We start from the raw sequence: 13820 nt of genomic DNA on the forward strand, positions 1-13820 counted from the left end.
GCCGCGCAGCGCGGCGCGGTCCACCTTGCCGTTGGGCGTCAGCGGCAGCGCGGGCAGTGCCACCACCTCGCTGGGGACGGCGTGCTCGGGCAGCGCGCCGCGCAGCTCGTCCAGGAGGCGGTGCGCCGCCAGGCCGGGCCGGGCGGGCACCACGTAGCCGATGAGCGTGCCGCCCTCGACCCTGGCCGCGGCGGCGCGCACGTCCCGGCAGGCGGCGAGCGCGGCCTCCACCTCGCCCAGCTCGACCCGGAAGCCGCGCACCTTCACCTGGTCGTCGGCGCGCCCCGCCGGGGTGATCGTGCCGTCGGGGTTGCGCCGGCCGAGGTCGCCGGTGCGGAACCGGTCGCCGGCGAAGCGCCGGCCGGTCAGCGCCGGATCCAGGTAGCCGTCGGACAGGTGGCGGCTGCGGACGACCACCTCGCCGAGCTCGCCCACACCGGCCCGCCTGCCGTCCGGCGTCACCACGATGATCTCGCTGCCCTCGACGGGCCGCCCGATCGGCACGACCTCCGGGTACGGCTCCGCGAGCTCGTGCCACGCGTGCGCCTGCGGCGTCTCGGTCGTGCCGTAGAAGGCGACGATCCGGGCATCGGGCACGAGCGCGCGCAGCCGGGCCGCCTGGACACCGGTGAACAGGTCGCCGCCCACGCCGGCCAGCCGCACGTCGGGCAGCGTGCCGCCGGTGGCCGCCAGCATCGCCGCGAGCTGCGGCGTCAGGTGCAGGACGGTGATCGCGTGCTCGCGCAGCCAGGTGACGAGCTTGCCGGGGTCGCGGACCAGCTCGTGCTCGGGCACGAACAGCTCGGCGCCCGCCACGGCCGGCACGAACATGTCGCGCAGCGCCGGATCGTGGGCCGGCCCGTGCAGCAGCGCGAACCGGTCGTGCGGCCCGACGGCGAAGGTGCGGACGTACCAGGACAGGAAATGGGCCAGCGGCCGCTCGCCGGTGACGACCGCCTTGGGGTCGCCCGTGGTGCCCGAGGTCATCGAGAGGTAGCCGGGACCCGGCAGCAGGGCGCCGCCCTCGCGCAGCTCGATCCCGTCGTCCCGCAGGACCGCCCGCGCTCCCGCGGCGGCGATCTGCCGCTCCTGGACGGCCGGAGGATAGGCCGAGTCGATCACCACCCACCGTGCCCCCGCCGCCAGCACGCCGAGCAGGACCCCCGGCAGCTCGGGCACCCGGGAGGCGACGACGGCCACCACGGCCCCCGGCTCGACCCCCGCGCTCCGCAGCGCCGCCTCGGTCCGCCGCCGTGCCCCGGCGTGCGCGTCGCCGGCCAGCTCCAGCAGGCCGGGCCCGTCCCAGGCCGGCAGCGCGGCGTCGGGGGGCTCGGGGCGCGCCTGTCCGGTCAGCACGTCGCCGAGCAGCTCGACATAGCCGTCGACCAGCGCCGTCATGCGCTCGGCGGAGAACAGGTCGGGGTTGTAGACCAGCTCCAGCGCGTAACCGCCGCGCTGCTCGCCCACGTACATCGTCAGGTCGAACAGCGCCCCGGGCAGCCCCGGCCGCAGCGTCTCGCTGACGCAGCCGTCCAGGTCCAGATGGGCCTGCGCGAAGTTGTACATGTTGAACATGACCTGCGTGATCGGGTTGCGGCTCAGGTCGCGCGGCAGCCGCAGCGACTCCAGCAGCTGCCCGAGCGGCACGTCCCGGTGCCTGATCGCCGCGTTCAGCTCGGCCGCGCACGCCGTCACCTGCCCGGCGAAGTCGCCCCGGGGGCGCAGCCGCAGCGGCAGGACCTGCACGCACATCCCCACCAGCGACTCGAACGCCACGTGCGGCCGGTCGGCGTAGGCCGCGCCCACCACCAGGTCGTCCCGTCCGGCGAGGGTGGCCAGGCGGCGTCCGAAGGCGGCCAGCAGCACCGCGTACGGGGTGGTGCCGAGTTCCGCCGCCAGCTCGGCCACCCGGCCGGCCAGTTCCGCGTCCACCTCGCCCCGGACGGCGGCGCCGCGGAAGGTCTGCGCGGGCGGCCTGGGCGCGTCCCTGGGCAGGTCCAGCACCAGCGGGGCGTCCTGCAGGCGCTCGCGCCACCAGCCCAGCGCCTGGGCGTCGCCGTTCGCGCGCAGCCAGCGCACGTAGTCGGCGAACGTGTGCTCGCCCGCCTCGACCGGCTCGCCGCGGTAGGCGGCCGACAGGCCGCGGAAGAGCACGTCCTGCGACCAGCCGTCGAACACCAGGTGGTGCGCGGTCAGGCAGAGCACGTGCTCGCCGGGGGCCAGCCGGAGCAGCCGGGCCCGGAACAGCGGCCCGGCGGCCAGGTCGAACCGTTCCCGCGCCTCCTTCTGCAGCGCCGCGTCCAGCTCGGCGGGGGAGAGGTCGTCGATCGGCAGCGGCACCTCGCCCGGCGGCGCCACCGTCACGTCGGGGATCCCGTCGCGCGAGGCCACCCGCCAGCGCAGCGCCTCGTGGGCCGCCACCACGGCGGTGAGCGCCCGCCGCAGCGCGGCGACGTCGAGCGGGCCCCTGATCCGCTCGGCCATCGCGATGTTGTGCGCGGCCGACTCGGGCGCCAGCTGCTCGACGAACCACATCCGGCGCTGGGCGGGGGAGAACGCGGCCGGGCTGCCGGTGGGCGGCGCGGCGGCGGAGGCCCGCTCCGCGTCCGCCACGAGCGCGCGCAGCGCGCCGTAGGTCCGGCCCTCGTACACGTCCTGGACCGAGACCACCCGGCCCAGCTCCGCGCGTACCGCGGCCACCAGCCGCATGGCCCGCAGCGAGTGGCCGCCGCGCTGGAAGAAGTCGTCCTCGTCGTCCGGGACGGGCGCCTCCAGCACCCGCGCCCAGATCCCGGCCAGCCCGCTCGCCGTTCCCCGCTCCCGCTGCGACTGCGCCCGCAGGGCGGCGAGGTCCACCTTGCCCGAGGCGTTCAGCGGGAGCAGCGGCAGCCGGACCAGCCTGGTCGGCAGCATGTACGGCGGCAGCCGCACCGCCAGGTCCTCGCGCAGGGCGGCCAGGTCGGGCGCGTCCTCGGGCGTCACGTAGGCGACCAGCTCGCCCGCGAAGTCCACCACCGCCTGCCGCACCCCGGGATGGGCGCGCAGCGTCGTCTCCACCTCGCCGATCTCCACGCGCTGCCCCTGGACCTTCACCTGGCGGTCGAGGCGGCCCATGAACGCGATCTGGCCGTCCTCCTGCCACGCCACGTGGTCGCCGGTCCGGTACAGCCGCGCACCCGGCTCGTCCGAGAAGGGGTCGGGCACGAACCGCTCGGCCGTCAGCGCGGGCCGGTCCAAGTAGCCGCGGCTGACCTGCGGCCCGCCGACCAGCAGCTCGCCGGGGACGCCCGGCGGGCACTGGTTCATGTCCTCGTCCACGATGTACGCCCGGCAGCCGCTCAACGGCCGGCCGATCGGCAGCGGACGCTCCCACACGCCGTGGAACTCGCCGCCCACCACGACGACGGTCAGCTCGGTCGGGCCGTACAGGTTGTGGAACCGGGTGTGCGCCGACCATCGCGCCACCTGCTCGGGCGGGGGCGGCTCGCCCGCCGTCACCACGTCCCGCAGGTGCGGCAGCCGGCTCGGGTCCACCAGCGGCAGCAGCGCGGGCGGGAGGTAGCCCCAGGTGACGTCGTGCCGCTCCAGGAAGTGCTGCAACCGGGCCGGGTCCACGCGGTCCTCGTCCGGCACGAGCTGCACGCAGCCGCCGACGGTCAGCGGGAGCACCATGTCCATGATCGAGGCGTCGAAGCCGAGCGCGGAGAAGGCCATCGAGCTGCAGGTCGCGTCCAGGCCGAAGCGCGCGACGGTCGCGGTGACGAAGAAGACCGCGTTGGCGTGGCTCACCACCACGCCCTTGGGCCGTCCGGTGGAACCGGAGGTGTAGATCACCCACGCCGCGTTGCCCGCGACGGCGCCGCTCTCCTGAGGTTCGGCCGGCCCCGGCTGGAAGGCGTCGACGAGCGTGGCGGCGCAGCCGTCCAGGAGCTCGTGGCCGCGTTCGTCCACGACGACCACCGCGATCCCGGCGTCCTCCAGCACCTCCTCCAGCCGCTGGCGCGGATGCCCCGGGTCCAGCGGCACGTACGCCCCGCCCGCCAGATGCACGGCCAGCACCGCCACCGGCATCAGCGGGGTGCGGCGGGTGCACAGCCCCACCCGCGCCTCCGGCCCGACGCCGAGCTCGCGCAGCCGGCCCGCCAGCGCCCACGCCCGCTCGACCAGCTCGGCGTAGGTGAGCACGTTCTCCCACTGCCGGACCGCCGGGGCGTCCGGGGTCCGCGCGGCCTGAGCCGTGATCAGACTGCTGAGGAGTGTCATCCTGCGGCCTCCACACCCGGCCGTACCAGCCGGCCTGCCCGTACCGTCTCGAAACGCAGCAGGAAGCCCGGCGCCCGCACGGCGATCGCGGCGATCGCCCGGCCCAGCGGCAGGTGCGTCACCCGCCACCCCGCCAGCCACTCCGCCTCGGCACCTGCTTCGGGGGACGCCTCCGGCACCCACGGCCGGCCCGGACGCTGCCCGGCGAACCCGAACCGCGCCGGATCCACCCGCAGCCCGCCACCGGACGCCTTCAGCAGCGCCTCCTTGGCCGTCCACGTGCGCAACGCGCTGTGCAACCGCAGTTCCTCGGGCAGCGCGGCGAACTCGTCGCGCTCCCGCTCGTCCAGCATCCGCTCGAAGAACGTCTGCTCGTCCGCCGGCGGGCGGAAGCGCTCCAGGCCGGCGCCCACCTCCCGGCCGGTCGTCAGCGCGACCAGCGCCAGGCCGCCCGACCGGGTGACGCTGTAGGTCAGCTCGGTCCCGCCGTACGGCAGGCCGCCGGACCGGCCGGGCGGCTCGGCGAGGCCCGGCTCGACCCCGTACTCCCTGAGCAGCCGCCGCAGCAGCACCGACCTGCCGACGAACCCGCGCCGGCCGTCCTCCTGCCGGAACCGGGCCGCCCGCGCCGCCTCCCGGGGCGACAGCTCGTCGAGGGCCGCGCACATCTCGGGCAGCCCGTCGAGGTCGGCCAGCCACACGTGCACCTCGTCCGCGGCCAGGCTCCGCTCGGGGCCGGCCGCGATCGTCCGCGCCACCTCCGCACCGTGCGTGGCGAGGAAGAGGTGCGCGGCGTCGAGCGTGTGCAGGCGGAAGGCCGAGGAGGTGTGGCGGGCCCAGGCGAGCATCGTCGGGTGGGTGACCTCCTGGTCGTGCGCGCCGGCGAAGGCGACGATGGGCACGTCCAGGGGTTCCTGGCGGGTGAAGCGGTAGCGGCGCAGCCACTCCATGTCCGTGCGCAGGGCGGGGATGAGCAGGGCCTTGACCTCGGGCTGCGTGCGTAACTCCGCGGGCGCGCCGAGCCGCAGGATCAGCTCGTCGACCAGGTCCTCGTCGCCCAGGCCCGTCCACCGTCCCAGCGTCTCCTGGCGCTCCGGCGGGTGCGCGGCGCCGACGTAGAGGCAGTCGGGCGCCCGCACGCCGAGCCGCCGCAGCTCGCGGACCACCTCGAAGGCGACCCGGCCGCCCATGCTGTGCCCGTAGATCGAGTACGGCCTGCGCTCCCGGTCGACGGCGGCGGCGACGGACCGCGCGATCAGCTCAGGGGACAGGGCGCCGGGCTCGGCCACCCGGCCCTCCCGGCCGGGCAGCATGGCCACCCGCACGTCCAGGACGCCGTCGAACGCCTGCCGCCACGCCCAGAAGGCGGTGACGTCCCCACCGGCGTAGGGGAGGCAGAAGAGGGTCCGAGCGCCGGGCGGGTATCGCGTCAGCGAGGCGAACGGTGTCTCGGACAGCGGCTGTTCTTCTGGCATCGCGACGCGAAGTCACCCTCCGGCAGGTCTGCCGCGCCGGGCGAGGTCGTCGCGCGGGCAGCAGGAAATATGGGCCGCTCGTCAGGGTTCGACCTGGCGAGGGGCGGCTCACGGCTGAAGCCACGCCATTCCTATTATTTTGTCCGAAAGTCAGTCAAGGGATGAAATTTAAACCAATGATGGAATGCTGGTTTCGGGCATCGACAAAACCCGCTTCCGGCGGGTCTGTCTACGGACGGTGGACCTCCCCGGCTGGGCCGATGATCTCCGCCGGTGCTCGCGTCCTGGGATTCTGCCACCCTCTGTGATGATCTTGTCCCTCTATGGAATGCCCGTAATTAGGATTTCGGTCGTGACGTTCGCCGGGATCCCTGTCCCTATTGACTGATTGAGTCGGGTCCGATTCTCCATATCGGTCAGATCGGCGGTCATCCCGCTGGCAGGGGCCTCGCCGGGTGCTGACAGCCACAGGCCCCCGCCGAGTCAGATCCGGGATCAGAAGACCTCCCCGTGCCCGGCGCGCATGGGGAGGCCCGCCCTCACCGCTTCGGCCGGAAGTAGTGCCCGACCATGTAGGCGGTGACCTGGGCGCCGATCTTCGCGCCCTGCACGTCCGCCGTGCGCGTGTGGATGCCGCCCCACACACGGGCCTCGATGACCTCGGCCAGGGCGTGGGAGAAGCCGCGGAAGCTCCTGGTGGTGCCCGAGGCGGAGCTGTAGCCGCTGAAGGGGATGTCGTCCCTGCCGAAGAAGTGGGCCAGCGCCGACATGCTGGCCGCCGTGAAGCACGTGTGCCCGGAGGTGTAGTCGGGGTGCGGCGGGGTGACGAGCAGCGGCGTCCAGTCCGGGTCGGCCGCGGTGCGCGGGTTGCCGTCGGTGTCGGCCAGGCGGATCGCCGTGACCGGCCGCCAGAAGGCCCACGCCGCCTTCTCGTTGTAACAGGCGGTCGTGGCGTCGGCCTCGGCCAGGTCGACCATGGCGAACATGCGGGCCGCCTGGAGCGGGTTCAGCCGCCGCGTCGTGGCGAGCTGGCGTTTGATCTCCCACTCGGCCAGGTGCCGGTCGTGCCACCAGATCGCGGCCTGCGTCTGGTCCTGCGTCCTGACCTTGCTGTCGGCCCCGCCGATCCGCTTGAGCTCGTTGACGTCCCTGGCGTAGCGGGAACTGGTCAGCGCGGGCGGGCCCGAGGTGCGGAACATCGACGCGCTGGGGATGAGGAACGGCTTGAGGTCGCCGACCCAGGCCCCGTCCGAGGCGTTCGTGGGCGGCGTCGGCCGCCACTGGCCGGGCTGGGTGCCGATCGGCCAGGTCTGGTCGCCGAACGCGCCGTCGTTCTCCCTGGCGGCGATCATCGCGGCCGCCGCCTGCTCGCCCACGGCGACGCCGCGTCGTTTCGCGCCGCCGTCGGGGATCGTGGCGAGGTAGTCGTCGTACTGGGTCGTCAGCCGGGCCTGCTGGGCGGGGAAGAGCTTGTTCAGCACGCGGAAGGCCGCGGTGGCGACGGCGGCCTCCGTCGACTCCCCGCCGTCGGCCCGCGGTGCGATCAGGTACGGCTGGTACGGGGTGCCGGCGATCGCGTTCACCGCGTCGTAGACGGCTCCGTGCACCATGGCGAAGCTGCGCGCCTGGACCTGCGGCTGCTGGCCGGCGACGTCCCAGATGGCGGTCTGGGCGTTGCGGTCCCAGACGACGACGGCGTTCTCGGGCGGTTGCGAGCCCGACGCGTACGCGGTCGGCGAGCCCGGTCCCGCCGGGATGACGGCGGCGATGACGAGGACGGCCAGCCATCGTGTGATGACCGGCCGTCGCCTACCAGGTGATTGAGGCATTCGAGAAAATTACTATGTCGCCTCAAAGCCGTTAAGCGGCCAAATGCGCGACAATTCGATAACAACACACCCGAAAAGGGCCGGCCGGGACGACGTGCCGCGCGTCCTTGTGGCGGCGCATCCTCTCAGGGGGTCTGACGTCGGGTGATGCCGCCGGCGCGGTCATGGCCGCCGCGGACGGTACGCCGGTCGCGGTTTTCCCGCCCGGCGATGACGTTCGCCGCGATGAGCAGTCCGGAAGGGACGATCGCGGTGATGAAACCGCTCATTCCGATCAGGCCGACGCCAATGGCCCCCCAGACGAGGATCGCCCAGCCGACATATCCGGGAACCTGCTGCCCCTGCCGTCCCGCCCGCGCCACCAGCAGGCCCAGCAGCGCCAGCACCACGACGAACCCGCCGGGCAGCGCCCAGAAGACCGCCTGTGAGTCGCCGTCCGCGAGGCCGTTGCGCAGGTCTCCCGCGAGCCAGCCGGCCCAGGGGGCGAGGGGGGCGAACACGGCGGTGTGCGCCAGGGCGATGAAGATCATGGCCCGCCCGGCCCAGACGGTGAGCCGGCTCGGCGGTGTCGCCGTCGCGGGCGGAGAGGAAGTGCTCATGCCTGCCAGCCTCTCCCGGGAGGCCGGCCGGCGTGCTCCCTCGCGAGGGGGAGGCCGCTCCCTCTCCGGGGCGGTCTCCGGAGCCGCCCGGGCGCGGCGGCGCCGCGATCGCCCGCGGCGCGGGCCCGATCAGCCCGCAGGCCACGCGGTGAGGACGGCGGCCAGCAGCGTGTCGTCGTGGCCGGACGGCACCGCGCGCAGGTCGAGCAGGCAACGGCCGTCCTCCACCCGGGCGAGCACGGGCGGCCGCGCCCGGCGCAGCGCGGCGGCCGCCCGCCGGTCCAGCGCGACGGCGGCGCTCGGCAGGGACACCCCCGGCGCGCCGCCGCCGCCGACCACGCTCCGGCTGTCGACGGCCTCGGCGTCGATCCCCTTGCCGCGCAGCCGGGCCGCCAGGTCCTCGGCGCGGGCGCGCAGCGTGGCCTGATCGGCGTGCAGGCTCTCCCAGGTCGGCGTCGGCGGGCCCGCGACCGTGGCCTCCAGCGCCGCCAGCGTGACCTTGTCCACCCGCAGCGCGCGGGCGAGGGGGTGGCGGCGCAGCCGGTCCACGAGGCCGGCGCGGCCGAACAGCAGCCCGCATTGAGGGCCGCCGAGCAGTTTGTCCCCGCTGGTGGTGACGAGGTCCGCGCCCTCGGTCAACCAGCTCGTGACGTCGGGTTCGCGGGGCAGCAGCGGCTCGTGGGCCAGCAGCCCCGAGCCCGCGTCGGCGACGAGGGGGACGCCCCGCTCGCGGCACAACGCCGCCAGCCGCGACACCGGGACGTCGGCCGTGAACCCCTCGATCCGGTAGTTGGACGGGTGCACCTTCAGCACCAGGCCCGTCCGCGGCCCGATCGCGTCGGCGTAGTCGGCGAGGGCGGTGCGGTTGGTCATGCCGACCTCGCGCAGCCGGGCCCCCGTGGAGACGAGCAGGTCGGGAAGGCGGAAGCCGTCCCCGATCTCGATCAGCTCCCCGCGGCTGATCACGATCTCGCCGCCCGCCGCCAGTGCGGTGGCAGCCAGCACGAGCGCCGCCGCGTTGTTGTTCACGACGTGGACCGCCTCGGCCGCGGGCACCGCGGCGGCCAGGGCGGCCAGCGCCGTACGTCCCCGTCTGCCCCGGCCGCCCGTGTCCAGGTCGAGCTCGACGTCGGTGACCCCGGCGGCCAGCTCCACCGCCTGGCGGGCGGCGTCCGACAGCGGGGCGCGGCCCAGGTTGGTGTGCAGCAGCACGCCGGTGGCGTTGATCACCGGCCGCAGGCCGGCGGCGGAGGCGGGCAGTGCCGCCAGCGCCGCGGTCAGGACGTTCTCCGGCGCGAGCTCTCCCTCTCTGGCCCGCCGCTGCGCCGCGACGATCACGGCCTTGACCTGGGCGTGGCCGAACCGCCGCCGGGCCTCGACCAGCCGGGGGTCGGCGAGCAGGGTGTCCGTCCGCGGGATGGATCGACGATGGTCGGTCACGCTAGGGATGTCCGTTCAGCGTGGGAAGCACGATGTCTCCAGGTCTCGTACCGGGGCCGATCAGGCATCATATGATCAACCGCCAGAAAGGCGATCATGGCTGCCGTGATCGCCCTAAGGTGTGATCATGAAGAGGCTTACACAGTACGCCCAAGGCGGCGGCTGCGCCTGCAAGATCCCCGCGGCGGACCTGGAGTCGCTGCTCGGCAACTCCCGCATGCCGGTCCCGCGAGATCCCGCGGCGGAGCTCGTGGTGGGGCTGGAATCCGGCGACGACGCCGCCGTGGTCCGCACCCAGGACGGCTCCGTGCTCATCAGCACGGCCGACTTCTTCACCCCGGTGGTCGACGACCCCTACGACTGGGGCCGCATCGCCGCCGCGAACGCCCTGTCCGACGTCTACGCCATGGGCGGGCGTCCCGTGGTCGCGCTCAACCTCCTGTGCTGGCCCCCCGACCGCCTGCCCTACGACCTGGCCGCCGAGGTGCTGCGGGGCGGCGCGGAGGTGGCCGCCCAGGCCGGCTGCCACCTGGCCGGCGGGCACAGCGTCGTGGACGCCGAACCCAAGTACGGCCTGGCCGTCACCGGCGTCGCCGACCCCGACCGGCTGCTGCGCAACGACGCCGGCCGCCCCGGCCTGCCGCTGTCCCTGACCAAGCCGCTCGGCCTCGGCGTGCTCAACAACCGGCACAAGAACACCGGCGAGGTCTTCCCGCACGCCGTCGAGACCATGACCCGGCTGAACGCGGACGCCTCGCGCCAGGCCGTGGCCGCCGGGATCCGCTGCGCCACCGACGTCACCGGCTTCGGCCTGCTGGGCCACCTGCACAAACTGGCCCGCGCCTCCGGCGTCACCGCCGTGCTGCACGCCTCGGCCGTCCCGATGCTGGACGGCGCGGCGCAGGCCGTGAAGGAGGGGTTCGTCCCCGGCGGCTCCCGGCGCAACCTCGACTGGGTGGCCCCGCATCTCGATCCCGGCGACGTCCCGGAGGAGACGCTGCTGCTGCTCGCCGACGCGCAGACCTCAGGGGGGCTGCTGGTCGCCGGGGAGATCCCCGGCGCCCCGGTGGTCGGCGAGCTCATCGAACACAACGGGCACACCGTCGTCATCCGTCCCTGAACGGGGCCGGCGCCGGGCCCGCGTTCCGCACGCAGGCCCGGCCGGCCCCCTCACCCACGGAGGAAGGCTTCTCAGACCGCGGCGCCCCACAGCGCCAGCCCCATCAGCAGGACCAGCGCCGCGCGGCCGAACGTGCGGGCCGAGGCCCGCTCCGGGGTGCCGAAGCACAGGCAGGGAGCCGCCTGCTCGCCCATGACCAGGAGATACGTCTGCGCCACCGTGAACGTCAGGCCCAGCCCCGTCCCGGCCACGCCCACGAGCACGTCGCCGGCGACGGGGGTGAAGGCGGCGAGCGCGACGAGCGCCTCCACGGTCACCACCGTGAAGGCGCCCGCCCGGGCCACCCGTCCATGGAGCCCGAAGGCCGCCAGGCCGCTCCGGAAGGCGCCGAGGTCGCGCGCCTTCCCGAGCACCGCCAGCACCAGGACGAGGCCCAGCCCGTAGCGGGCGACGAGGGCGATCATCCGATCACCAGCATCGCCACCACGGGCACCGCGAGCACGACGAACAGCACCTTCATCCTCGGCAAGGTGAAGTAGAACGCCGTGTCCGCCTCCATCCGGTCCCGAGCGAAGGCGAAGGTCAGGAGCATCATCGCCCGCGCCGCCGCGAAGCCGGCGCCCGCCAGGAGCGCCTCCTGCCAGGACGCCAGGAACAGGATCGCCACCGCCATGATGTGCGGCAGCCCTGTCGGCGAGTACGTGCGCATCCCCGTGCCCATCTCGGCGCCGAACTGCACGGCGCCCCAGAAGGGAATCCTGGTGACGAACTGCGGCACGAGCCGCGCGTTCTGGAGCAACGGGAAGGAGAGCACGTCCAGCTCGCGCAGCAGGAAGATCACCGCCGCCGCGGCGACCATGATCTGCGAAACCACTGCCGGGAACGGAGCCCGCAGCACGGAGCCGACGACCACCAGCACGAACGTGACGGCGCCCGCTCCCACGAACAATCCGGCGATGAAGCCGGCGACATCAGCACCCCGCCGGACCGACGAGGACAGCACCCAGGCGCTGTTCAGGCTTCAAACGGAGCCCGAGAGGGAGAAGCCGGCGACGAGGGCGGCCACCAGCCAGGTGAAGCCCTTCGTGTCCGCGCCCGCAACCCTCGAACACAGCACCAGGGCCTCCGCCGCCGCGATCAGTGCCAGTCCTGGCACCAGCAGGCGAACGGATTTTCTGGTGGCGGAGTCGCTCATGGACCCGGGTCAGATCGCCGTACGGCAGATGGAGAAGCGGGAGACGTTGCCGCCGCCGCAGTCGTGGTACTCGTACCAGCCGTCGGAGCACATGCGGCGGGTGCTGGTGGTGCCGCCGCCGTACCACTTCCAGGCGTTGTTGCCGTCACAGCTGGAGGGGTTGTGGGTGTAGCGGAGGTTGTAGCAGGTGCCGGACGCGCCGTCGTTGCGGTGCCAGGAGCCGGAGCAGTTGCCCGAGTAGAGCGCGGAGGACGGCACGCAGACGGAACCGGCGTCGGCGAAGCCGTGGCAGGTCTCCCACGCGGTGTAGGCGGCGGCCGTCGCGCCGCGCGGCTTCGACCAGGGCAGGAGGTCGAGGACGCCCAGCCCGGTCGCCACGGCGGCGCCGGTGGCGATGCCGAGCACGCGCCGCCTGCTCCAGCCCTCGCGCGTGGCGCCCACCCGCGTCGGCAACGCCTGCTCGGGCATCTCCTCGGCGCTGGGTATCTGGTCGAGTATCGAGGTCCGCTTCTCGGCCTTCACAGCTTCACTCCCTTTCTGTTCGCAACCGCTCGCTCGACGATCTCCGTGAGCGCCTCTCCCGACCCCACCGGAGCCGTGAACACCACCACGCCGTTCTCGTCCACGACGAGCAGGGCCGGGCTGTAGGGCACGCTCGCCGCGCGCCAGATCGCCGGATCCTTGATCACCCGGATGGAGCCGGGCAGGGACTTGTCGAACCCGGGGTCGTCCGACAACACGGTGAACGACAGGTCCGAGGGCAGGCCGGCCGCCATCCCGGCGGCGGCGAGCAGGACGTCGTCGCAGATCGGGCAGCGACGGTTGACCTTGATGACCATGGTCGTGGCGCCGGGCACGCCGAGCCCGTTCGCCTGGGCCTCGGGCCCGGCCGCGGCGAAGCGCACGCCGACGCCGTTGTAGGTGGCCAGTTCCAGTTCGCGTACCCGCCGGTAGAGTCCGGCGCCCGCCGCGAACAGCAGAGCGACCAGGACGGCCAGGATGATGACCACCGCGGTCAGCGGTTCCACGTCAGGCCCGCCACTCGACGCGCTTGACCTTGTTGAGGAAGTCGGCGGCGGTCTCCGGGGTGCCCGCGGCCGAGCGGGCCGCCACGCCCGCTTTGCTGTAGTTCGGGGCGTTCCAGGGATGCAGGGTCACGATGGCGGTGTCGGTGACCAGGAGGAAGGGCGCCACCGAGTCGGACGGCGGCGCGGGCAGCCGCCACAGCTCGCCGGAGGGCGCTCCGTAGCCCCGCCACTTGGGAATGCGGTTGATCCCCGCCTGCTTCGGCTCGACCGTCATGGTGCCGACGCCCGCGATCGAGATCGCGTAGAGCTCCATGGAGACGTCGAACCGCCTGCCGCCGTCGGCCACCATGCCCTCGGGGGTGTCCTGCCACGTCACGCGGCTGAACATGTCGACGATGTCGGCCGACTCCCACTCGGGGGAGTAGAAGAGCCCGTGCGCCATGTGCCAGGGGCCGAGCCAGGCGGCCCACCTGGCGTCGGAGGGGTCCTCGCAGTCGTAGACGACGACCTCGCCGCCCGCCAGGGAGAAGCGCTCTCGCTCGCGTCCGCGGACCGAGTTGACGCCTGCCGTGAGGGAGGACAGGGGGGCCAGTTCGAGCCCCCAGGTTTCCGCGGTGGTCTTCCGCGCCCCGTATTTCGGGGTGTAGCGGACGTGGCCGGTCCAGGAGGCCAGCGAGGCGGCCTCGGCGTCTTCGACCTCGAGTTGGAGGAAAGAGTTCTTGACGGTACGAAGAGAGGATAAATGCGCCATTAAGCCCCAGCCTTTCGTGGCAGATCGCGGGCGCTAGATCATTCGGCTCGAAGCCTTACATGCGCCATCACCCAGGTCAAGACACAAGATCCACACGTTTTTCCGCTGGAAAATACGGGA

At 73.5% G+C, this 13820-nt stretch carries 12 protein-coding genes (1 of these 12 cut by a window edge); 1 reads left to right on the top strand and 11 read right to left on the bottom strand.

Features of this window, described 5'->3' with window-relative positions:
* From AB0J76_RS13535 to selA, 5 genes are all read right to left on the bottom strand, one after another.
* Positions 1-4263, bottom strand: the 5' portion of a protein-coding gene (locus tag AB0J76_RS13535) for an amino acid adenylation domain-containing protein (protein WP_364389530.1). Its footprint begins 351 nt before the window's first position; only the first 4263 of its 4614 coding nucleotides appear in the window; the start codon lies at positions 4261-4263; its stop codon lies beyond the left edge, outside the window.
* On the bottom strand, positions 4260-5738 hold the full coding sequence (locus tag AB0J76_RS13540) for a thioesterase domain-containing protein (RefSeq protein ID WP_352329761.1): 1479 nt from the start codon (positions 5736-5738) through the stop codon (positions 4260-4262). Before AB0J76_RS13540 ends, AB0J76_RS13535 begins: the two co-directional genes overlap by 4 nt.
* Positions 5739-6277: 539 nt before the next feature.
* Complete coding sequence (locus AB0J76_RS13545) at positions 6278-7567, bottom strand: hypothetical protein (protein WP_352329763.1); 1290 nt, start codon at positions 7565-7567, stop codon at positions 6278-6280.
* A gap of 125 nt (positions 7568-7692) precedes the next feature.
* Entirely contained in the window at positions 7693-8166 is a 474-nt protein-coding gene (locus AB0J76_RS13550; RefSeq protein ID WP_352329765.1) for a DUF6463 family protein, read from the bottom strand.
* Between the two features lie 129 nt (positions 8167-8295).
* Positions 8296-9606: an L-seryl-tRNA(Sec) selenium transferase gene (gene selA, locus AB0J76_RS13555; RefSeq protein WP_364389533.1), complete on the bottom strand. Its 1311-nt coding sequence runs from the start codon at positions 9604-9606 to the stop codon at positions 8296-8298.
* 127 nt (positions 9607-9733) lie between these two features.
* Here selA and selD point away from each other — a divergent pair, with 127 nt between their 5' ends.
* Complete coding sequence (gene selD / locus AB0J76_RS13560) at positions 9734-10726, top strand: selenide, water dikinase SelD (RefSeq protein WP_352328898.1); 993 nt, start codon at positions 9734-9736, stop codon at positions 10724-10726.
* A gap of 71 nt (positions 10727-10797) precedes the next feature.
* On the opposite strand, the gene AB0J76_RS13565 is transcribed toward selD, so the two are convergent.
* The 6 genes from AB0J76_RS13565 to AB0J76_RS13590 are packed head-to-tail and all read right to left on the bottom strand — an operon-like array spanning position 10798 to position 13700.
* Positions 10798-11190 (bottom strand): MauE/DoxX family redox-associated membrane protein, encoded by a 393-nt coding sequence (locus AB0J76_RS13565; RefSeq protein WP_352328897.1) that lies wholly within the window; start codon positions 11188-11190, stop codon positions 10798-10800.
* A complete protein-coding gene (locus AB0J76_RS13570; RefSeq protein ID WP_352328895.1) occupies positions 11187-11729 on the bottom strand; it encodes a hypothetical protein in 543 nt (180 codons plus the stop codon). Before AB0J76_RS13570 ends, AB0J76_RS13565 begins: the two co-directional genes overlap by 4 nt.
* A gap of 18 nt (positions 11730-11747) precedes the next feature.
* A complete protein-coding gene (locus AB0J76_RS13575; protein WP_352328893.1) occupies positions 11748-11921 on the bottom strand; it encodes a hypothetical protein in 174 nt (57 codons plus the stop codon).
* A gap of 9 nt (positions 11922-11930) precedes the next feature.
* Positions 11931-12443 carry a hypothetical protein gene (locus AB0J76_RS13580; RefSeq protein ID WP_352328891.1) on the bottom strand — a complete coding sequence of 171 codons (513 nt, stop codon included), beginning with the start codon at positions 12441-12443 and terminating at the stop codon, positions 11931-11933.
* Positions 12440-12949, bottom strand: a complete 510-nt coding sequence (locus tag AB0J76_RS13585; RefSeq protein ID WP_352328890.1) for a hypothetical protein — start codon at positions 12947-12949, stop codon at positions 12440-12442. Before AB0J76_RS13585 ends, AB0J76_RS13580 begins: the two co-directional genes overlap by 4 nt.
* A 1-nt stretch (position 12950) precedes the next feature.
* Complete coding sequence (locus AB0J76_RS13590; RefSeq protein ID WP_352328889.1) at positions 12951-13700, bottom strand: hypothetical protein; 750 nt, start codon at positions 13698-13700, stop codon at positions 12951-12953.
* Between the last annotated feature and the right edge of the window lie 120 nt (positions 13701-13820).

The sequence above is a fragment of the Nonomuraea sp. NPDC049624 genome (assembly GCF_040675255.1).
Taxonomy (GTDB): Bacteria; Actinomycetota; Actinomycetes; order Streptosporangiales; family Streptosporangiaceae; genus Nonomuraea.